The following is a 21,711-nucleotide window of genomic DNA, read 5'->3' on the forward strand; positions in this document are numbered from 1 at the left end:
GTAATTTCAGAAAAAAAGATTCTCATTATCGCTTTGTTGTTTCAAATTGCATGCTTTAGCTTTGACTCTTAAAAAGATATGGGAGAAGCGTAATAATCCGCTTAGTAAAAAAACGATGGTATCAAAAATCGTTTTCGATTTTCGACACCATCGGTTTGATCTTACATTCTAGGGTAGTCAAGTCACTTTTCCGACTATTGAAATTAACCTTGTCTACTATAATTTTGGACTTCAGCAACCATCGCATCAACGAACATGTTGAGATCTTCTACTGAAGTTTCTTTGCTTCCATATCGGCGAATATTGACCGTTGCATCAGCCACTTCTTTATCACCAACGACTAGTTGATATGGAATTTTTTGTGTTTGTGATGCACGAATCTTATAACCCATTTTTTCATTGCGGTCATCTACTTCGACACGTAGACCTTTCATTTGTAGACGTTCCTTGATTTCATAAGCATAGTCACTATGCGCTTCAACTGAAACAGGAATGATCGTTGCTTGGATCGGTGCTAACCAAGTTGGGAAAGCTCCTTTGTAAACTTCAGTTAAATAAGCAACAAAACGTTCCATCGTTGAAACGATCCCACGGTGGATAACTACTGGACGATGTGTATTTTCACCATCTTCACCAACATAAGTTAAATCAAAGCGTTCTGGAAGCAAGAAGTCTAATTGGATCGTTGATAATGTTTCTTCTGTTCCTAAAGCTGTTTTGACCTGAACATCCAATTTTGGACCATAGAAAGCAGCTTCTCCTTCTGCTTCGAAGTAATCCAATTCCAATTCATCCATTGCGGCTTTTAACATCACTTGCGCTTTTTCCCACATAGCATCATCATCAAAATATTTATCCGTGTTGTTCGGATCGCGATAGCTCAAACGGAAACGATAGTCTGTAATATTGAAGTCAGCATAAACTGCGACCATCAATTCCAACGTACGTTTGAACTCATCTTTGATTTGATCAGGACGTACAAAGGTATGCCCATCGTTCAATGTCATTTCACGAACACGCTGTAAACCTGATAGCGCACCTGATTTTTCGTAACGGTGCATCATGCCTAGTTCAGCGATACGGATTGGTAATTCGCGGTAGGAATGGATCGCATTTTTATAGACCATCATATGATGCGGACAGTTCATCGGACGAAGAACTAACATTTCACCATCACCCATATCCATTGGTGGGAACATGTCTTCTTGGTAATGATCCCAGTGACCTGATGTTTTATACAATTCTACATCTCCCATGATTGGTGTGTAGACATGTTGGTAACCTAAGCTGATTTCTTTATCAACGATATAACGTTCAATTGTTCGACGAATCGTTGCACCTTTAGGTAACCAGAATGGTAAGCCTGAGCCAACTTGTGGTGATACCATAAATAGATCTAGTTCTTTTCCTAATTTACGGTGGTCTCTTTCTTTTGCTTCTTCACGTAGACGAATAAATTCTTTTAAGTCTTTTTTATCAAAGAATGCTGTCCCATAGACACGTTGCATCATTTGATTGTTTGAATTTCCACGCCAGTAAGCTCCAGCTACAGATAATAGTTTGAAGACTTGGATACGACCGGTTGATGGGACATGTGGTCCACGGCATAAATCAATAAATTCTCCTTGTTGATAAGCAGTGATTACTTCCTCATCTGGTAATTCACTGATCAATTCTACTTTATAAGGATCACTTGCAAAGATTTCCAGAGCTTCTTCTTTAGAAAGAACTTTACGTTCGATCGGTAAGTTTTCTTTCACGATTTTCATCATTTCTGCTTCGATTGCTGGAAGATCTTCGGCACTGATTTGGTTTTCACCGTTGTCTGTGTCATAGTAAAATCCTGAATCGATTGCTGGTCCGACACCGAAATGGATATTTGGGTACAAGCGTCTCATAGCTTGTGCCATCAAGTGTGCGGTTGAGTGACGTACCAATGCTAATGCATCTTCGTGGTCAGGTGTAACGATCTCAATTGACGCATCTTCTTCGATGCCACGATTCAAGTCAATCAACTGACCGTTCACTTTACCGGCTAATGCTTTTTTAGCTAAACTTTTGGAAATACCTGCAGCAATCTCAGCAGTCGTGATTCCCGCATCAAACTCTTTCACTGCGCCATCTGGAAAAGTAATTTTTATCATTAAAATAGCCTCCTTTGATTTTTTGATTGAATGAGTTGACACCAATAAAAAAGTCCCAGCACCTCATAAAAGAGATACTAGGACGAAAGATTCGTGGTTCCACCTAATTTCGAACGTTTACACGTTCCTTGAGCGTTATAACGGTACGACCGCCTTTGTTTCAACAAAGGTTTCGAAAGTGGTCATCCTTTGGTTTTCTTCTGGAAAAGTTTCAGCCTGGCTTTTCCTCTCTTATCGAAGACTCTCAAATTCAGTTGTCTTTCTCATCAATCAACTATGTGTTTATTTAACCACTAATAAAAAGAAAAATCAAGTGTGGGTGTGACTTATTTTTTCCATTCACCATTTACACCATAAGTGCCTTTTTTCATTTCATTGATAATCACATGGATATGTTCTTTTGGTGCTTGGGTATTTTTATGAACAGCTTCTGTAATATCTTTCATCATATTTTCTAATTGTTCTGGGCTACGTCCTTCAACTAGTTCTACGTGTACAAATGGCATTGTCTCGTCTCCTTTTAATGATTGCTATCTTAAATGTAAGTGGTCTTTCCAAACCTTCTTCTATGCTATGATCATACCGCAAAAAAAGCAAAGAGAAAAGGTCTTTTCTGATGTTACGTGTGGGATCGCTCATTTTTAGCCCGCAATGCACTTAAAATCGAAACAGTGTCTACTACTTCTTGGAGAACCGCTCCAAACAAAGCGGGGATTACCCCCGTACTAGCAACCAGCATTAAAAAAACACAAATAAAAATACCGATTAAAACAGATTGTTTCGCTACTTTCATCGTATCTCTGGAAATCGTTATAGCAGTAGCAACTTTTGTCAAATCATCTTTTAGTATCACCGCATCAGCACTTTCGCTAGCTGCCGTTGATCCGTGTGCGCCCATGGCTATTCCAACATCTGCGATCGTCAAAGCTGGAGCATCGTTGACCCCATCGCCCACCATCGTTACGGGACGTTCACTTTCGGGAATACTCTCAAGGATATTCAATTTGTCCTGCGGCAAACAACGAGCATGAACAGCCGTGAGCCCAACCTCCTTTGCAATTGATTCAGCGATAGCCGGTCCATCCCCTGTGATCATCATCAAATCCGCTACACCCATTGTTTTCAATTGTTCAATCGTTGCTTGTGCTTCTGGACGCAGCACGTCTGAAAATAAGATCGTACCCGAAAAATGGTCATCAATTGCAACATAGATAGCTGTTTTAGTAGATTGGCTTTCTTTGGCACCGACAAATGAAGCTCTGCCAACTTTAACGAAATGTCCATCTACTCTAGCTTGTATTCCTTGCCCCGTGATCTCTTTTAATTCATTCACTGGCAATAACTTTTCGTTATCGACTTCATGGACTAGTGATCGGGCTAAGATATGACTTGATTCTTGTTCGGCACTTGCCGCATAGACCAAGAGCGTTTCTGATGTTACACCAGCTTCTGGATGAATACTTGCTACTTCGAGGACCCCTTTAGTGATGGTACCCGTTTTATCAAATGCAACTGTCTTGGTTCGTGCTAATTTTTCCAAGGCGGTTCCTGTTTTGATGACGATTCCGTTTTTACTTGAACGACTCATTCCTGCCACTAAGGCAATCGGTGCAGCTAAAATCAAAGGACAAGGTGAAGCAACAACAAGAACTTCTGCGAAACGAACAGGATTCTTCGTGACCCACCAGGAAATACCTCCGATCAAATAAGCTATCAATGTAAAAGGCACCGCATAACGATCCGCTAAGCGTACAAAATGAGCTGGTTTTTCTTTTGATTCTTCGACCAATTTAATAATTTGTTGGTATTGACTATCAGCTGCTCTTCTTTCAACGATCATTTGAACGGAACCGTCCCCATTGACTGAGCCAGACATCAGTTCATCGCCTGCTTTTTTTAATACAAGTTTGGCTTCACCCGTTAATGAAGACTCATCAAATTGCGACTCACCTTTTACTACTTTTCCGTCAACGGGCACTAATTCTCCTGGTTTCACCACTAATAAATCATTGATCTCAACAGCTTCTACTGGAATATCTTTCAATTGGTCATTCATCAATTGATGCGCTGTGCGTGGTGTATTGTCCAATAACGTTTGCAATTCTCGACTAGCTTTTTTATTGGCATAGTCTTCCAAACTGTCTCCGCCAGTCAACATGATCAGGATCATCAAACTGGCCCAGTACTCTCCTACCACTAATGTCGCAACAATCGCTGTGATAGCAAGAATGTCCACACCATATTTACCTGAACGTAATGTTTTAATCATCTCAATAAACATAAAGAAAGCCAAAATACCACCCGTGATCGCGATAATCAGAAATGCAAGTGTGGGTCGTTTAAAAATAAATTCGCAAATAAGTGCCGTCATTCCTATCAAAACGGTGATTGAAAATTTTTTAAAATGTGTCATATTGTTCACTCCCTACAATTTTAGGATACTGACTTAGAACTAGAATGAAAATTATTTACACTTAACTGAAAACAACTCTCACTCTCATTGATTTTCTTCTTTCACTTTCCTTCAAACGAATAGTCAAAGATACCTTTTTCTCACTTTTTGTGCTATACTTTTAATTCGTTATTTACGGCGGAAGGAGTAATATACGCAATGAATGAAAGACAACTAGAACAACAACACGTGGATGAAACCATTCAGTTGATCCAGCTTGAACAAAAGCTATTAAACACTAAACAACAATCTCTTACCCAAGAGATGCAAGATTCTACGAAAGACACCGCCAGCCATAAGATCAGAGGTGGGTCTAATGAATCCTTTTATGAATCTGCTGTCGAATACCGCCAACATGAGCAAGAATTGCTTTTAAAATACCATACGCTTGAATCGCAGCAAAAAAGGCTCCAAACGTTAACAGTTATGGAAGACAACCCTTACTTTGCCCGAATCGATTTTAAAGAAGAAACAGACGCAGAGACACTTTATCTAGGAATCGCTTCTTTAAGAGATCTCTCTGAAGAAACAATCGTAATCGACTGGCGTGCCCCAATTGCTAACCTTTATTACGAAGGGGAAATTGGACCAGCCTTCTATGAAACAGATACTGAAAAAATCAATGTTGAATTACTGCTGAAACGTCAGTTTAAAATCTTAGACGGAAAAATTATTTCGATGGTGGATACTTCTGAAGTGATCAACGATGATTTCTTACTAGAGATCCTAGACGATGCCTCAAGTGCGCATATGAAAAATATCGTCTCTACGATCCAAAAAGCCCAAAATGCCATCATTCGTGATACAACAAGTCAAGTGATGTTGATCGAAGGAATCGCTGGTAGTGGAAAAACATCCGCTTTATTACAACGGATTGCCTTTTTACTTTATCACAATCGAAAATGGTTAGATGCCGAGAACGTTTTACTTTTTTCTCCTAATCATCTTTTCTCTGACTATATTTCGACTGTTTTGCCTTCTTTAGGTGAAAGTGGTGTACCTACGCAAACTTTCAAGTCTTATTTGGAACAGTTATTACCTGAATTTTCATTGTTAGAAGAAGAGCAACAAGAAGTTGGTTTTTTATCTGGAGACAAGGACCCGATCCAAACCTTCAAAAGCGGTCTTCAACTAATCCATCAGATTGATCGTTATATCGATCATATTACTGGTTTTGGTCCCTTGTTTAGAGATATGAAAATTAACGGCCGGACGATTTTAGCAAAAGAATCGATCCGCAAATGGTATCAAGAAACCAATGAACTCTTACCGTTACATCAACGTCTCTCCTTGTTGCAAACAAAATTATTAAAAAAATTGGGTGGACTCCAAAAAGATGAGATGCGTCAAAAATGGGTCAAAGAATTAGCAGAAGAACAATTGCAAGACTTATATGCGAATGATCCGAACCTTGAGTATACGGAGCAAAAAGAACAGTCTTTACGGAAAAAACTAGCGAATCAAATCGTGAAGAAAAGATTCCGTCGAATCTACCGCGGTATCAATCAGTTTCAATTTGTCAATTTGACCAAACAATACCTTCACTTTTTACAAACCGTACCTCAGGCGCTGTTGGCTAAAAATGACATTAGCGCAACGATGTGGAACGATCATTCAGCCTTATTAAAAGAGAAGCTTCGTCAACGAGAACTACGACAAGAAGATGCAGTATTATTCTTCTTGCTGATGCGTCGCATCCATCCAGTGTCTGTGATGCAAAAAGCTCGCTATATCTTTATCGATGAAATGCAAGATTTCGCTCCCGCTCAGGTAGCTCTTTTACAAGCGATCTATCCAAAAGCTAATCTCACTTTTTGTGGCGATCTAAATCAAAATGTTTTCGGCAATGAAACGATTACTGGCTCTTTGGATCAACTATTTAAAGACCAAGAAATCACACACTTCCAGTTAACGACCAGCTATCGTTCAACAAAAGAGATCACGGATTTTGCGAATCATTTTCTTACTGAGGAAAATCAAGTAGAAACGACGGCTCGCAAAGGTACGCTTCCTTCTATCGTGAAAGGTTCCTCCTTAGAAGAACGATTAAATTGGTTAAAAACTACGCTTGAAACGACTCAAGAAAATACCCGTTACTGGCGTACCGCAATCATTGGTAAAACACAGACTGAGTGTGAACAACTCTATGAACAGTTGCCCGAATACTTAAAAGATCGTATCCAATTGATCTCTGATGAAACAGATTTTATGAAACGACAAATCGTCCTACTACCAGCATTCTTGGCAAAAGGGCTCGAGTTTGATCGCGTTTTCTTATGGGGAATCGATGATACAAACTTTGCCACTGACCAAGATCAATTAGTTCTTTACACCATGTGTACAAGAGCCATGCACGAACTCGTTTTAGTTACTTCTGAATCTGAAAGTCCTTTGATTGAATCCATGGACCCAGCATTATATACCACTATCAATATATAAAAATAAAGGGTTGTGACAAAATTTTTGTCACAGCCCTTTATTCTTAATAAACGGTGTTAAAGAAGTAGCTTCAAGAATAAGAAGCTAACCACTTAGTCACAACCTCGCCTTTTAAACAAATGATTCAGTATCTGGATACTTTAATTTAACTAATGAAATAATCATTCGCAATTCTTCTATATTTTCAGGATACTCAGGATCAAAGACTTTACTATGACGCCCAATCCCCCCGTTATCTATCAGCCGATAAATTCGATTCCAATCAATAAACTGTTCGATTGATCGGAAGTTACTGATCGGATAGCCTCCACTATCAAGGATTTCTGATAAACGAAAAGCTAGATAAGCACTGTCGATCACTTTTACTTTTTTAGAATCATATTTTTCATTTTTTTCAATTAAGATTTTTGTTGGTTGATGTTTTAAGCTCCATTCTAACAAACGAAAGAAAGCTTCCATACGATAATTTTCTTCAAATAATCGAAAGGTTGAATCTGAACGTCTAAAAAGTAAAGGGATTAAATAATTTCTTTTGTAAATCAACATGGGGACGCGATCAACCATACATTCCAAATAGCGATTAAGGTAACCAGTACCTACGTAATTTCCTAAACGATAACCTTCTACACCATAATGGGCATATTTTTTTGCTAATTTTGAACAGTCTGTGATATTCACAGCTAGCTCTTCGATCTTTTGGTAACCGCTTAAAATACGTTCAAAAGGCTCTAAACTAATTTTTGCTTCCATAAAATTTCCCCGCCTACATCCACATTCCTATGTATCATTTTTTCAATAATACGTCTATATCAATAATAACACAGGACGAAACAGAATAAAAAATAAAACATACGAAAAAAAGATAAAATCATTGATTCGTCATAAACTACTGTTTTTTCAGAACGAATGATCTTCTTTTAAGCGTAAAAAAATAGTCTGAGAGACGAATCGTCCCAGACTATTAGCAGGTGTAAAAACGAAAAACGGATAAATCGCAAGTCGAAAGCTATCCGATGCTTTCACAACCTTCATTCGTTTTTATCGTTTAGTCTTCCAATGCTACATTATGGAAAACATGTTGAACATCTTCCAACTCTTCCAACGCATCAATCATTTTTTCAAATGTTTCTTGGTCTTCTGGTGAAAGTGTCACTTCATTTTGAGGAATCATTTGGATCTCAGCAATTGAAAAATCAGTGATTCCTTTTTCTTTCAATGCTTCTTGGATACTATGGAAATCAGCAACTTCACCATAAACGATGATTTGTCCATCTTCTTCCATGACATCACGTACATCAATCTCTTTATCCATCAAATATTCAAGGATCTCATCTGCATCTTCGCCGGCAAAACCAAAAATCGCTGTATTGTCGAACATGTAAGAAACAGCTCCAGAGACACCCATATTTCCGCCGTTTTTACCAAAAGCAGCACGTACATCAGCAGCTGTACGGTTCACGTTGTTTGTTAAGGTATCAACGATGACCATTGAGCCATTTGGTCCGAATCCCTCATAACGTAATTCAGAATAAGTTTCATCTCCCGCACCTTTTGCTTTTTCAATTGCACGGTCAATAATATGTTTAGGTACATTATAAGTTTTCGCGCGTTCAATGACGAAACGTAGTTTTTGGTTAGCGTGTGGGTCTGGATCACCTGATTTTGCTGCTGCATAGATTTCAATCCCGAATTTTGCATAAACTCGGCTATTATTTGCATCTTTTGCGGTTTTTTTCGCTACGATGTTTGCCCATTTACGTCCCATATTCTCACTTCGCTTTCTAATTTTGATCGTTCATTTCTGATAGTGGTTAAGCACAAAAACGTCCTGTTCCATTATACTTGTGAATCTGCATTCTGTGAAGTATTTTTTCTAAATCTAGTCATTTTTTAGGGAGGTGTTTCCTTGTATGATCGATTATAGTCGTCTCTTGGAATAGCTACTCAACAAGCTAGACAAAGAATTTTTTACAAAGCGACATATTCAAAATATTGAACTAAACTTTCATTCAGATTAGTCATTTCACTTTGTTCCCACCAACCAGGTTTATTTCGAAACATAAGGTCTTCTTCCAAAATTTTGTTCAGGTATCGCCCCACCGAGTTGATAGATTTGATCACTCCGAACCAAAAGGTGTGCCAATTCTGCTTCTTTTTTGCCGATTTTTGAGATCAAGGGTATCTCTTTCTTTTCTTTTAAAAACTGTTGTCCTGCCTTGGTGAATCCTAAAATATTCAAGTAACATTTGGCTTGTTGGTCATGGATTTCCTCATGATGGATGTTCAATAATACGTAACAAGCTAAACGTTGGATTCTCGTCCAAGTATATCTTTTCGTCTTGACTAAAGTGACAAATTCCTCGAAAGAAGTGGCTTTCTTCGCAGCCGATTGCATTCTCACTTCAAGTCCTTCCGTCATCTGATAGATAGTTTTCAAATTGGCTAGCTCCGTAGAAAGCAAACGATAACGTAACAAGGGCCAGTAATTCGCCCATGTTTGTTGCGAACCTGCTTCGATCATCGCTGCGGTGGCAGCAGGTATAAAATTCGTTACGGAGCGTTGTTCACTGAGCGCTTTGCGAATAGCGGTCGCACTTGCGATGGAGGAACTGCTCCATTCTTCATCGTGATAACCAGCACTTTTTCTGGTAATCGGTACTAATTTCATTGGCTGGGCATACTGGGCATTTTCTTTCGCATAGCTTAACCCTAAAATGTGATTAGGAGAAGAAAAATCGAGAGCGATTTCTGGATAAAGTGTGTTGAACACTGCTGTCATCTTCTGCGGATAGCTCATTCCTTGGTCAGATAAACGTTGAAATTCACGGTCAATCCTTAATTGGTTTTGCTGTACAAATTTCCCAAAAGCTTCGTAATTAAATGTCGACTCTTCTTCTGTACCAAAACAAAGATGTGTACAGCCGAGCATCTGTAATAATCGCACAGCTCCTTTGGCAAAGTAATCTGCTGATTGCACAGACCATTCTATCGGTAGTTCAATGACCAAATCCACTCCGTTTTGGAGGGCAGCAGTTGCTCTGGACCATTTGTCGATAATTGCAGGCTCACCACGCTGTAAAAAATTTCCACTCATCACTGCTATCACGATATCTGCGCCCGTTTGTTCACGAGCCATTTCCGCATGGTAGCGATGCCCATTATGGAAAGGATTATATTCAACAATAATGCCACAAATTTTCATCGCATTTCCTCCATTTCTTAATAGGAATAAAACAAACAGTTCATTCTTTCGGTCAATCCCAAAATGATCAATTCGGTTTTTAACTGTAAAAAAATAAACAGGAGAAATCGAAAAATCGTTTCTCCTGCTTTTCAAATGACGCTTCAGCTTATTTTTCATCAAGATATTTCTAAAGTATTTTTTTCGTTTTTTAGCAGAAAAACGTCACTATTTGGCGTAGACTTTGTTGATGATTTACTCGTCTTGGCCATTATTCGTTACTTTTAAACTATTATAATACTATCTGAAACAACGCGATTCACGGCAGTTTTTTTGCGATTACACCTCGCGATAAGGTAATATTTCGTATTCAACAAAAGACTTTTTTCGTGTCCTATTCCTTATATGCCACAAAAAAGAGACGTTTTGTATCTTCTTTTGGTTGTTCATCGGTGAAATCACCAAACGCTTCTACCTTAGAAAAGCCACTGTTTTCTAACATTCTTAAATAATTATCCAAAGAATAAGTTTGCTCTTGATGCAGTTCGTCTTCTCGAATGAACTTACCTGCTTCTTCGGGATCTTCCACGAAGAAAGTCAAGAAATGTTCAATACTATGCTTTTCCTTACCTGGGTAGCTATCCCATAAAAAGGCAAACTGATCATTTTGATAATGGTAACTGTATTCAGGAAAAACCGTGTCGATTTGATAGATAGAATGAACATCGAATATAAAACGTCCATTTTCTTCCAACGCTTGATACACTTCGTCAAATACTTGCTGCACTTCTTGTTCATTCTTCATATAGCACAAAGAATCTGAGAAACATGTGATTGCTTGGTATTGACCAATTTCTGACAGATCAAGCATGTTTCCTTCAACAAATTGGATCGGTGTTTCCTCTTCAAACGCACGTTGGCTAGCAATCATCAACATCTCTTCTGAAAGATCTAACCCTGTGACATGGTACCCAGCTTTAGCAAAGGCAACAGCTAGAGCACCTGTTCCGCAAGCTAATTCTAAAATATTACATGTTTCACTTGGTAAGTGTCGTTTTGAGAAATCTAACCATTGTTGATATAAGGTTTCATCCATTACCTCATCATAAACGAAAGCAAATGTTTCGTAAGCCATATTAATCGATCCATTCATTTAGGTCAACAAGTGGTGCATCTGACCATAATTTTTCTAAATTATAGAAACTTCTTTCTGGCGCATGGAAAACATGGATGATCAGATCTCCTAAGTCGATCAGGATCCATTTTCCGCCTTCTTTTCCTTCGATACGTTTTACTTCGTAATTGTTTTCTTCTTCTTTTTCAATGATTTCTTCTGTAATTGCATTTAGTTGTCGTTCACTGTTTGCCGAACAAATCATGAAGTAATCTGCTAGTAAAGATACTTCTCTCACATCTAAAGCAACGATATCTTCTGCACGTTTTGAATCGGCAGCTTGCACTGCAATTTGTAGTTGTTCTTTGCTATTTATAGTAATTTCCTCCTAATGGGTAGAGATTATTTTTTAGCTACCCAATGATTATATGTTTCAATTGTTTTTGGATAAATCTGTTGTTCTTGTTCAATCAAGTGAGCTAATGTGTGCTTTGTCTCAAAAGCTACCGCTTCGTCTAAATCAAGCAACGCTATTTCACGCGCATCTTGGACTCCAGGAAACGAACGACCAGGTTCAATATAATCTGCTACATAGATGATTTTATCTAATAAAGACATTTCAGCCGCACCAGTGGTATGAACCCGAATGGCATGAAGGATCTCTTCATCTGTGATACCAAGCTCTCTTTCAACAAAAGAGGCGCCAACTAAACCATGCCAAATCGCATTTCCATAATGAAGAAGCGCTGGGTCATAGTCATCTCGCTTGATAACTAAAATAAATTCATCATCAGGCCGTTCTTTCGCATAATCATGTGTCAAAGCAGCAATACTAGCTTTTTCTAATGAACAGCCGTATTTGCCGGCAAGGGCAATCGCCGTCTCTTCCACCCCAAGAACATGCTTGAAACGTCGTTCACTCATTCGCATTTGGACTTTTTGCATCAACTCTTCTCTTGAGTAAGTTGTGTATTTATTACTATAGTCCATCTTGATATAGCCCTTCTTTCTCGATATACTCAATGACCTTATCAGGTACTAGATAACGAACGGAACAACCTTGCTGGATCTTCTGCCGTATTTTAGTTGAGCTGATATCAATGGTTGGCACATCGACCCAAATCACTGGGTAAGGCGTTTCGGTTGAGTAACCTGCTCGACGAATACCAACAAAATTGACCATTGTCACTAGTTCATCGATTTTATACCATTTTGGTAGATATTCTACCATGTCGCCACCGATAATAAAATAGTAATCGGTATTAGGGTTGTTTTGTGTCAGAGCTTTCATCGTATCATAAGTATAGCTTTTGCCTTTTCGAGATAACTCGATCGGTTCAATAGCTAAAAAAGGATTATCTGCTATCGCAAGTTCAAGCATGTTTAAGCGATGATTGGCAGCGATTGTCGTTTTTTCATCCACATGTGGTGGTTGATAAGAAGGCATTAAATAGACCTCATCCAACCCTAAATTTTTTCCTGCCTGTTCTGCCATAACTAAGTGTGCCAGGTGAACTGGATTAAAAGTACCACCTAAAATCCCCACCTGTTTGCGTTTTTCAAAAATTTGAGGCATCTCTTGAGGAAATACTTGAGATTCGACAAAAGCTTCCGCTTGCGATTTCATATTAACCACTCCTTAAATTGCGTTTACTTCTTTAGAGATACGTTGATATTTTTCCTTTGAAGAGGGTTTATATAATACAAGAACTCGTCCAATGATTTGAACAACTTGACATCTGACTGTTTCTTCTAAAATACCAGCTACCTCTTCAGGAATCTCATCGGTATTTTGTAATAACGTTACTTTGATTAACTCACGTTTTTCCAGCGCTTCTTCAATCTGAACCATCATGGCAGAATTGATTCCACCTTTACCAATTTGAAAAATCGGTTGTAAGTGGTGTGCCTGGCTTCGTAAAAATCTTTTTTGTTTTCCTCTTAAAGTCATATTCTTCCTTCTTCCTTAAATCAAGGCCTTTCGTTTCATCACATTCACACCTTTTGGCGCCCAACCTGCTACGACTGCCGGTTGTGTCACTGTGATCCATCCTAAGCCAGCAAATACGATATCTGTTTTTTCTTTTACCGAAAATTCAAAACGAACCAATTCGGGAAATTCATTTACTTCATCGGGACGAGGTGGTTGTAATAATCCACCGACGTGTTTCACATAAAATTCATCGGCTTTTGCTAATTTCGTTCGATGAATAGTGACATCATTTGAAACATAAGCAATAAATGAACCGCGTTGCCCACTGATAAAATCAAACCTTGCTAAACCGCCGAGAAAGAGTGTCTGTCCTTCATTCAATTGGTATCCTTTAGGCTTGATTTCTTTCGTTGGTGCAATGATCCTTAAATCTTTTTTTCCAAGATAATGCGCCATTTGATGTCGATGGATAATCCCAGGAGTATCAATCAAGAAGTGACCATCATCTAAAGGAATCTCGATCTTATCTAAAGTTGTCCCTGGAAATTGAGAAGTCGTAATCACATCTTTGACACCTGCTGTGTTCTTGATGATTTGATTGATCAATGTCGATTTACCGACATTTGTCACACCAACGATATAGACGTCACGACCTTCACGATACTCTTCGATCTTTTTGAGTAGATTCTCCATTTCATTCGCTTTTTTTGCGCTTGTCAATAATACTTCAACTGGACGCAATCCAGCTTCATGTGCGCGCTCTTTCATCCATTGGATCATTTTGGGTTTCTTCAGTGATTTAGGTAAAATATCCACTTTGTTTCCGACCAAGAGCACCGGGTTATTACCTACAAAGCGATGTAGTCCAGGGATCAAAGAACCATTAAAATCAAAGATATCGACAACATTGACTATCAAGGCATCTTCTTGTCCTAGTTCATTCAGCAGGCGCAAAAAATCATCATCTGTCAGTGAAACATCTTGGATCTCATTATAATGTCTTAACCGGAAACAACGTTGGCAATAGACCTCACCTGATTCTAGTCCTTTTTCTAATGCTGCTTTTGGTGTATACCCTAATTCATTAGGATGATCGGTTTGGATCGTTGCTCCACACCCAATACACTGTAGTTCTTCGTTCATTCAATTCCACCTCGCCAGCCCATATCAGGATTGTGTGCTAATAAATAGGCCATGATTTTGCGTTCCCAAAAACGATTGAATCGTGTTTTCCAACTATCCGTTTCAATAATTGGTTTAACCAAGATACTTCTGATACCCGAACGATTAGCTGCTCGGATATCTGTCATGATTTGGTCACCGATCATCACAATTTCATCATCTGAAAGATTCAACATTTTTTTTGCTCGATTCATTCCTACGGCTAAAGGTTTTAATGCCCGAGCAACATACGTCAATTCAAATTTATCGATCGCTCGTGCTACTCGTTCAGAGCTATTGTTTGAAACAACCACTACTGGAATACCAGCATTTCTCATTTCTAAGATCCAGTCGAGTAATTCCTCTGTTCCATCAGGATTGTTCCAAGCGATCAACGTATTGTCCAAGTCAGTCAAAACTGCTTTAATCCCTAAGTTTTTTAATTGTGCAGGGGTTATCTTGTAGATGGCATCGACCATCCATGTTGGTTTATATTTTGAAAACATTTTGTCTCCTCATCTGCAAAAAATGAAGGAGCACGAAATGTACTCCTCAGCCCTATATTATACTTCATTCTTTCCAAAAAAACTACCTCTACACCTGAATCCTTCTGAATAAACAACTATTAACCTGAAATGATGAACAGACCGAAGTCACCAAACACTTTTAAAAGAGAAGAAATCATCCGTCTGACTACACTGATAAAATAAAAACTCTCCAAACACGAGAAACTGTTTCGAGAGTTTTCATTCGATTTTTTATTCTTTGGATGTTACTGACTTTTATAATATTTTGGATAAAAATGCGACTGTTCGTGGATGACTGGTTTGTTCAAAAATAGCCGTCGGTGTACCTTCTTCAAGAATGGTTCCTCCATCCATAAATAGAACTCGATCACTGACTTCTTTTGCAAAGCCTATTTCGTGAGTTACAATGATCATAGTCATCCCTTCACGAGCTAATTGCAGCATGATTTCTAACACTTCTCCGACCATTTCCGGATCAAGAGCTGAAGTCGGCTCATCAAATAGCATGACGTCGGGTTGCATGGCTAAAGCTCTCGCAATGGCGACCCGTTGTTGTTGTCCCCCAGATAAAGACTGAGGATAAGTATCGGCTTTTTCTAGCAGACCTACTTTCTTTAACAGATCTCTAGCAATCTTTGTTGCTTCTTCTTTTGATTGCTTTTTGACTTTGATTGGTGACAAAGTGATGTTTTCTAAAACCGTCATATTAGGGAATAGATTAAACTGTTGGAAAACCATTCCCATTTTTTCTCTTGTTTTAAAAATATCATTTTGCTTGTTGGTAATTGTCATTCCTTCAAACTTGATTTCACCAGAAGTTGGTATCTCTAATAAGTTGATGCATCTTAGTAAAGTGCTTTTTCCCGAGCCTGATGGTCCTAAAAGTACCACGACTTCTCCTGGATAAATTTCAGCGGAAACGTCTTTCAGTACTTCCTGTTCACCGAATTTTTTATTTAAATGTGTAATTTTAATCAATGATTTGACCATTTATTTTCACCCTTCATCCTTGGTATCCTTTACCTAATTTTTTCTCCCAGCGATTTAGTAACCGAGAAGTAGCAAACGTCATGATGAAATAAACGGCTGCTGCTATAAAATAAGGCTCTAATGGAACATACGAATTGGATATGACGATTTGCGCCGCTCCCATCAGTTCATTGATTCCGATCGCAGTCAACAGGGAAGAATCTTTAATCAACGTAATAAATTCATTGCCTAAAGGAGGCAAAATATTTCTTAATGCTTGTGGTAAAATCACGTAACGCATCGTTTGTGCTGGACGCAACCCTAATGAATAGGAGGCTTCTGTTTGACCGTTGTTCACTGCCAGGATCCCCCCACGGATGATCTCTGCCACATAGGCACCGGAATTTAAAGATAACACGATCATTCCTGGAAGCAGGCGGCCAAGATCAACAGTTAAAACACCTACTTCTAGATCTTTTGAAGGAAAAAATCCTTGAAGCAATAAAAAACCGATCATGATTTGTAGAAGCATCGGTGTTCCTCGTAACACTTCGATATAGACATTAGCTAAAACATTCAACGGTTTCTTTTTGGACAATTTTAGTAACGCCATAAGTAAACCGATACCCGTTCCCAAGATCACTGTGACGATCGAAATCATGATTGTTATTCCTGTACCTGATAAAAAATAAGGGAAATATTTATCTAAAAAAGAAAAATCCACTCTGCCTGACCTCTATTCTGCCGCTGTTTTTTCAGCTAATTCGTTATTTTGTTGAATAAATTCTTCAATTTTCCCTTCATCATTCAACTTTTTGATAATTTGGTTTAATTCTTTTTGTAGTTGACTGCTTTCTTTAGGTAACGCAATAGCAAAGGCTTCATCAGGAGCTGGCTCAAGTGAAATATCAGCGATCATCAGATCAGGATTTTGGGCGATATATGATTCGGCGATCGTTTTTTCAACGACTGTCGCAGCTAATGAGCCTTGGTTAACTTCAACGATCATGTTGGGAACTTTATCGATTGTCACAAGCTTCGCACCTTTCAGTTGCGTCTTAACTAATTCCTCTTGAATTGATCCCTTTTGAGCACCCACATTTTTATCTTTTAGGTCATTCGCATTGCGATAGATTTCTTTATTTTTTTTGTTGATGATTACCACTTGTGGTGGGTTGTAATAATTGTCTGTGAAGTCAAATTGTTGTTTTCTTTCATCTGTGGCAGAAATCGCAGAAATAGCGAGATCTGCTTTCCCTTCTTTTAAGGAAGCTAAAACGGTATTGAAATTCATATCTGATACTTCAGCTTTTACTCCTAGTTCTTTCGCGATTGCTTTAGCTAAGTCAATATCAGATCCTACGATTTTATCTTTCCCGTCAACCATCGTATGAAACTCAAACGGCGCGTAATCAGCCGACGTAGCTACTTTTAGTACCCCGCTTTTTTTAATCGCTGCTAACTGATCCTTTTCCTGACCTTGAGCAGTCGTATTGCTGCTGCCACATGCACCTAAAGTCGCTAGTGCAAACAGTACCGTTAACATCCCAAAGAATTTTTTCATGTCATTTTCCTCCTACGTTAAAACTTTTGTATTAAGTGAAGTAATTATAGCATGAAACTTTCAAAAAAAAAGCATTTTTTGTATATTTATTTAAAAAAATGTATTTTAAGGCGAATATATTGTATATAAAACAAATAAAAGAATAATTATTTTAGAATAGTTTTCAATAAAATGAAAAAGAGCTAAGAACGAAAAAGTCATCTTAGCTCTTTTACAGGTGTAACCACAGATAAGGTTAGTTAATCTCCCACAAGAAGATAAAAGTCATCAAACATTCAAGAAGGAAATTTTGGAAATTCTACTTCTTGATGCGAAACACTCTTTATGTGCAAATAATATTTATCAGAGTTCAATTAGATCTGGGAATCAAATTCCATGTCTGATTACTAGTATTTTTCATTGTTCTACTGATAATAGGATTAAAATCAGTTAGATTATTGTCTTCTAGATTTTATCTACACTCACATTAGAATCCTTATTTTGATAACAAAAACAGCGGGAATCTAGTCCGTTATAACCGCCGTTCACTCTGAGTGTATTCTAGTCTGCAGTTGGATTGTTTGCGCAAAATTCATTCACACTATTGGAATGCTAGTAGAACCTTGCACTTATCCAAAGAAAAGAAACGGAGACAAAAGTAGCATCTTCGGAAAATTAGTCGGAATTAATTGATACTAAACATGTTTGTTTCAACCCCTTCTGTGCTCAACTAAGTTTCCTATTCTAAGTAATTCTCAATCAGCTTGTTTGACCAACTAATTATGCAACTGATTAATTCTAAATAATCTTAGAATCATCGTATGGTCTCTAAACAGATCTTATTTTACTAAATATAAACCTCTGTACACATTCCGGTATTCCTCATTTAGCTCAACCTGTTTGAATTTTGAGCGTATCTTAAATCAAGAAAACTGAGACATTGATCAGATTTTTTCTAATCAATGCCCCAGTTTTTAGACTTACATGAATTTGTTTTTTCCTTAATTAACAGAAACTGTTTGGTTTTCAGCCAATAAGTTGCCACTTCCATCATAGAAATTCATTGTTACTTGATCATCAGCTTTGATTAGATCTGGCTTCACATAATAACTGATTGCCCCATCCTTAAAGCTCCCACCTTTACTGATCAGTTTACCATTGACAAACAAGTGTCCTTGGTGAACTTGAGTATCAGAACCATAGGCTCCTTTGATCGTTTGTGTGCCAAGTTTATAAGTCAATTCGTTGATTTCAGCTGTTGGTGTTTGAATAGTGACATCAATCTCTGATCCTGGAATTTGTTGTCCTCGATTGTTGGCACCCATCAAGACTACCTGATCGTCTTCTGATACTTTAAGGTTTCCTACATAATAACTGAACTTGCCATCTTTGAAGCTACCGCCTTGACTAACTTTTTCGCCATTGACCAATAAGATTCCTTGGTAAACATCGCCGGTGTAGCTTCCTTCGATCACTGTACTGATTCCCACACGATGGGCTTCTGTTAATTGACCCAGTTGTTCTCCTATAGTTACCGGTTGTGGATCACCTAGTGGTGTATCGAATTTATCATAGCCTTGAATCGTTGCTTGATCCCCTGCTTTGATGATTTGAGAGTTCACATAATAGCTAAACTTGCCATCTTTATAGGTTCCTCCCCAGCTAACGACTTCTCCGTTCACTACTAGTTTTCCTTTATGGATATCCCCCGTGTAAGTTCCAGTAATGGTTGAATCACCTAGCTTATAAGTGTCCACCTGATCAATTGATCCTGAAGATTCGGAAATCACTTCAATCTCTTTGGAATCTATCAGTTCCTTCTCTTTGTTGTAGCCATCTAATACGACTTTGTCGCCGACTTTTAATTTGCCAGCACCGACATAATAGCTGAATTGACCATCTTTGAAGCTACCGCCCCAGCTGACAACTTTGCCATTAACGGTTAATCGGCCGAGAGACATATCCCCTGTGTAGGTTCCAGTGATATTGACATCTCCTACATGATATTCTTGTGGTTCCAACTCACTTTTCACTAGTTCTGCCACATAAGTTCCTGCCGTTAAATCACCAGTGCCGTAATTTGCCATAAAGTCAGCAGGTGAATAGCCTTTGGACTGACCATCTTCACGAATCCAATTTCCTGTCAGCTGATCCCCTTCGTTCAGTGCTTTCGGTGCTGATAACTTAGTGTCTTCAACCGCTTTAAAGTGATCACCTAGAATTAATTTCTTAAGCGGAACTATAAGAAACATATCACTCATATCTGTTACTTTGCTGGTATCAAACCCACTTAAATCTAAACTTGTTACGCTACTCATACCTTCAAACATATAACTCATATCTGTTACTTTGCTGGTGTCAAAGTTGCTTAAATCTAGACTTGTTAAGTTACTCATATCGTAAAACATAGCATACATATCTGTTACATTACTGGTATCAAACCCACTTAAATCTAAACTTGTTACGCTCCTTAGTCCTCCGCCAAACATCCACTTCATATTTGTCACGTTACTGGTATCAAACCCACTTAAATCTAAACTTGTTATGCTGTTCATACCACGAAACATTTCACGCATATCTGTTACGTTACTGGTATCCAGCTGACTCAGCCCATCGATTTCAGTTACATTTTTAAGGTACGAATAAGAAAATAGGTTGCTAGAATCTTCTGGCGCCACTACTTTTCCAGCCAAGACAATTTTCTTGATGGCTTCACTATCTACTTTGTCGCTGTTCCAAGGTGATTCTTCATAGCCACTTAATTCACCTGCTTCGATCGTCAATACCCCTGTATTTTCATCAAACATATACGGACTAGTGCCCCACGTGCCTGTTTCAACGGAAACATACGTGCCAGCAGTCAGATCACCGGTGCCATAGTTTTTCATGAAATCTTCTGCTGTATAAACCTTCCCTGTGCCATCTTCTCGCTTCCAGGCAGAAGTAAGTTTTGCATTTTCGGAGCCTGATTCTACAAATTTAAAGGTATCTCCTAGAATTAATTTCTTAAGTGGAGTATCAACAAACATATCACGCATATCTGTCACTTTGTGAGTGTCAAAGTTGCTTAAATCTAGACTTGTTACGCGACTTAAACCTTGAAACATCATATACATACCTGTTACATTACTGGTATCAAACCCACTTACATCTAGGCTTGTTATGCTACTCATATTTTTAAACATATAATTCATAGATGTTACGTTACTAGTATCAAACCCACTTACATCTAGATTTATTACGCTACGCATATCGGAAAACATACAACGCATATCTGTTACGTTACTGGTATCTAGTTGACTCAACCCTTCGATTTCAGTTACATTCTTAAGTTGCTTACCAGTGTAAGTTGAACTAAACAAATAGCCAGAATATTTTGGAGCCACTACTTTCCCAGACAAGACAATTTTTTTGATTGCTTCATAATCCACTGTTCCGCTGTTCCATGGTGATTTTTCATAGCCACTTAACTCACCTGCTTCGATCGTCAATGTCCCTGTGTTTTCATCAAAATTATACGGACTGGTACCCCACCATCCCGTAGCAGAAACGTACGTGCCAGCAGTCAAGTCACCGGTGCCATAGTTATTCATGAAATCTGCTGCTGTATAAACCTTCCCTTTACCATCTGCTCGCTTCCAGGCAGAAGTAAGTTTTGCATTTTCGGAGCCTGATTCTACAAATTTAAAGGTATCTCCTAGAATTAATTTCTTAAGTGGAGTATCAGCAAACATAGCACCCATATCTGTCACTTTGCTAGTGTCAAAGTTGCTTAAATCTAGACTAGTTAAACTGCTCATACGGCGAAACATATCACCCATATATGCTACGTTACTGGTATCAAAGCCACTTATATCTAGACTGGTTAAACTTTGCATACCGAAAAACATAGAGTCCATAACTGTTACTTTACTGGTATCAAAGCTATTTAAATCTAGACTTGTTAATCTACTCATACTGTCAAACATAAACGCCATTTCTGTTACTTTACTGGTATCGAAGCCACTTACATCTAGACTTGTTACGTTGCTCATACTGTAAAACATAGCATCCATATTTGTTACGTTACTGGTATCAAAACCACTTAAATCTAGACTTGTTACGCTGCTCATACCGTGAAACATATACTCCATATTTGTTACGTTACTGGTATCCAGTTGACTCAATCCTTCGATTTCAGTTACATTTGTAAGGTACGAATAAGAAAATAGGCGTCTAGAATCTTCCGGAGCAACTACTTTTCCAGAC

Annotated in this window: 18 protein-coding genes; 1 reads left to right on the top strand and 17 read right to left on the bottom strand. The window is 38.3% G+C overall.

Features of this window, described 5'->3' with window-relative positions; genetic code table 11:
* Positions 1-203 precede the first annotated feature (203 nt).
* From thrS to AB3I12_RS12770, 3 genes are all read right to left on the bottom strand, one after another.
* Positions 204-2,144: a threonine--tRNA ligase gene (gene thrS / locus AB3I12_RS12760; protein ID WP_034700539.1), complete on the bottom strand. Its 1,941-nt coding sequence runs from the start codon at positions 2,142-2,144 to the stop codon at positions 204-206.
* Between the two features lie 326 nt (positions 2,145-2,470).
* The gene (locus AB3I12_RS12765) at positions 2,471-2,650 is read right to left on the bottom strand and encodes a 2-hydroxymuconate tautomerase (RefSeq protein ID WP_002287649.1); all 180 of its coding nucleotides are present in this window, start codon (positions 2,648-2,650) and stop codon (positions 2,471-2,473) included.
* A 113-nt stretch (positions 2,651-2,763) separates the two neighbouring features.
* A complete protein-coding gene (locus AB3I12_RS12770) occupies positions 2,764-4,557 on the bottom strand; it encodes a heavy metal translocating P-type ATPase (protein WP_063626842.1) in 1,794 nt (597 codons plus the stop codon).
* A 198-nt stretch (positions 4,558-4,755) separates the two neighbouring features.
* Between AB3I12_RS12770 and helD the strand changes: the two genes are divergently transcribed.
* Positions 4,756-7,035 (top strand): RNA polymerase recycling motor HelD, encoded by a 2,280-nt coding sequence (gene helD / locus AB3I12_RS12775; RefSeq protein ID WP_063626841.1) that lies wholly within the window; start codon positions 4,756-4,758, stop codon positions 7,033-7,035.
* Positions 7,036-7,146: 111 nt separating this feature from the next.
* On the opposite strand, the gene AB3I12_RS12780 is transcribed toward helD, so the two are convergent.
* From AB3I12_RS12780 to AB3I12_RS12845, 14 genes are all read right to left on the bottom strand, one after another.
* Positions 7,147-7,785, bottom strand: coding sequence for a hypothetical protein (locus AB3I12_RS12780; RefSeq protein ID WP_010719653.1), 639 nt, complete (start codon positions 7,783-7,785; stop codon positions 7,147-7,149).
* A gap of 295 nt (positions 7,786-8,080) precedes the next feature.
* Complete coding sequence (locus AB3I12_RS12785; RefSeq protein WP_063626840.1) at positions 8,081-8,800, bottom strand: YebC/PmpR family DNA-binding transcriptional regulator; 720 nt, start codon at positions 8,798-8,800, stop codon at positions 8,081-8,083.
* Positions 8,801-9,082: 282 nt separating this feature from the next.
* Positions 9,083-10,237, bottom strand: coding sequence for a nucleotidyltransferase (locus AB3I12_RS12790; protein ID WP_010738126.1), 1,155 nt, complete (start codon positions 10,235-10,237; stop codon positions 9,083-9,085).
* A 373-nt stretch (positions 10,238-10,610) separates the two neighbouring features.
* The gene (locus AB3I12_RS12795) at positions 10,611-11,351 is read right to left on the bottom strand and encodes a class I SAM-dependent methyltransferase (RefSeq protein ID WP_010719656.1); all 741 of its coding nucleotides are present in this window, start codon (positions 11,349-11,351) and stop codon (positions 10,611-10,613) included.
* 1 nt (position 11,352) lies between these two features.
* Positions 11,353-11,676 (bottom strand): ribosome silencing factor, encoded by a 324-nt coding sequence (rsfS, locus tag AB3I12_RS12800; protein ID WP_010719657.1) that lies wholly within the window; start codon positions 11,674-11,676, stop codon positions 11,353-11,355.
* Positions 11,677-11,732: 56 nt separating this feature from the next.
* Entirely contained in the window at positions 11,733-12,320 is a 588-nt protein-coding gene (gene yqeK, locus AB3I12_RS12805; RefSeq protein ID WP_063626838.1) for a bis(5'-nucleosyl)-tetraphosphatase (symmetrical) YqeK, read from the bottom strand.
* Positions 12,310-12,957: a nicotinate-nucleotide adenylyltransferase gene (locus AB3I12_RS12810; RefSeq protein ID WP_010738127.1), complete on the bottom strand. Its 648-nt coding sequence runs from the start codon at positions 12,955-12,957 to the stop codon at positions 12,310-12,312. Before AB3I12_RS12810 ends, yqeK begins: the two co-directional genes overlap by 11 nt.
* Before the next feature lie 12 nt (positions 12,958-12,969).
* Positions 12,970-13,281, bottom strand: coding sequence for a ribosome assembly RNA-binding protein YhbY (yhbY, locus tag AB3I12_RS12815; protein ID WP_010719660.1), 312 nt, complete (start codon positions 13,279-13,281; stop codon positions 12,970-12,972).
* A 15-nt stretch (positions 13,282-13,296) separates the two neighbouring features.
* A complete protein-coding gene (yqeH, locus tag AB3I12_RS12820; RefSeq protein ID WP_010738128.1) occupies positions 13,297-14,406 on the bottom strand; it encodes a ribosome biogenesis GTPase YqeH in 1,110 nt (369 codons plus the stop codon).
* Positions 14,403-14,930 (bottom strand): YqeG family HAD IIIA-type phosphatase, encoded by a 528-nt coding sequence (locus AB3I12_RS12825; protein ID WP_010719662.1) that lies wholly within the window; start codon positions 14,928-14,930, stop codon positions 14,403-14,405. The genes yqeH and AB3I12_RS12825 overlap by 4 nt, the downstream gene beginning before the upstream one ends.
* A 276-nt stretch (positions 14,931-15,206) precedes the next feature.
* On the bottom strand, positions 15,207-15,941 hold the full coding sequence (locus tag AB3I12_RS12830; protein WP_063626835.1) for an amino acid ABC transporter ATP-binding protein: 735 nt from the start codon (positions 15,939-15,941) through the stop codon (positions 15,207-15,209).
* Between the two features lie 13 nt (positions 15,942-15,954).
* Positions 15,955-16,644, bottom strand: a complete 690-nt coding sequence (locus AB3I12_RS12835; protein WP_010719664.1) for an amino acid ABC transporter permease — start codon at positions 16,642-16,644, stop codon at positions 15,955-15,957.
* A 12-nt stretch (positions 16,645-16,656) separates the two neighbouring features.
* Positions 16,657-17,484, bottom strand: a complete 828-nt coding sequence (locus tag AB3I12_RS12840; RefSeq protein ID WP_010719665.1) for a transporter substrate-binding domain-containing protein — start codon at positions 17,482-17,484, stop codon at positions 16,657-16,659.
* Positions 17,485-18,464: 980 nt separating this feature from the next.
* Positions 18,465-21,711, bottom strand: a 3,247-nt coding sequence (locus AB3I12_RS12845) for a BspA family leucine-rich repeat surface protein (RefSeq protein WP_368015663.1), incomplete at its 5' end; no start/stop codon positions are given.

Source organism: Enterococcus sp. C65, from assembly GCF_040887165.1.
GTDB lineage: Bacteria > Bacillota > Bacilli > Lactobacillales > Enterococcaceae > Enterococcus_B > Enterococcus_B hirae.

Coding starts and splice junctions, on each gene's coding strand:
- thrS (WP_034700539.1), bottom strand. CDS start 2,144: ATGATAAAAATTACTTTTCCAGATGGCGCAGTGAAAGAGTTTGATGCG.
- AB3I12_RS12765 (WP_002287649.1), bottom strand. CDS start 2,650: ATGCCATTTGTACACGTAGAACTAGTTGAAGGACGTAGCCCAGAACAA.
- AB3I12_RS12770 (WP_063626842.1), bottom strand. CDS start 4,557: ATGACACATTTTAAAAAATTTTCAATCACCGTTTTGATAGGAATGACG.
- helD (WP_063626841.1), top strand. CDS start 4,756: ATGAATGAAAGACAACTAGAACAACAACACGTGGATGAAACCATTCAG.
- AB3I12_RS12780 (WP_010719653.1), bottom strand. CDS start 7,785: ATGGAAGCAAAAATTAGTTTAGAGCCTTTTGAACGTATTTTAAGCGGT.
- AB3I12_RS12785 (WP_063626840.1), bottom strand. CDS start 8,800: ATGGGACGTAAATGGGCAAACATCGTAGCGAAAAAAACCGCAAAAGAT.
- AB3I12_RS12790 (WP_010738126.1), bottom strand. CDS start 10,237: ATGAAAATTTGTGGCATTATTGTTGAATATAATCCTTTCCATAATGGG.
- AB3I12_RS12795 (WP_010719656.1), bottom strand. CDS start 11,351: ATGGCTTACGAAACATTTGCTTTCGTTTATGATGAGGTAATGGATGAA.
- yqeK (WP_063626838.1), bottom strand. CDS start 12,320: ATGGACTATAGTAATAAATACACAACTTACTCAAGAGAAGAGTTGATG.
- AB3I12_RS12810 (WP_010738127.1), bottom strand. CDS start 12,957: ATGAAATCGCAAGCGGAAGCTTTTGTCGAATCTCAAGTATTTCCTCAA.
- yhbY (WP_010719660.1), bottom strand. CDS start 13,281: ATGACTTTAAGAGGAAAACAAAAAAGATTTTTACGAAGCCAGGCACAC.
- yqeH (WP_010738128.1), bottom strand. CDS start 14,406: ATGAACGAAGAACTACAGTGTATTGGGTGTGGAGCAACGATCCAAACC.
- AB3I12_RS12825 (WP_010719662.1), bottom strand. CDS start 14,930: ATGTTTTCAAAATATAAACCAACATGGATGGTCGATGCCATCTACAAG.
- AB3I12_RS12830 (WP_063626835.1), bottom strand. CDS start 15,941: ATGGTCAAATCATTGATTAAAATTACACATTTAAATAAAAAATTCGGT.
- AB3I12_RS12840 (WP_010719665.1), bottom strand. CDS start 17,484: ATGAAAAAATTCTTTGGGATGTTAACGGTACTGTTTGCACTAGCGACT.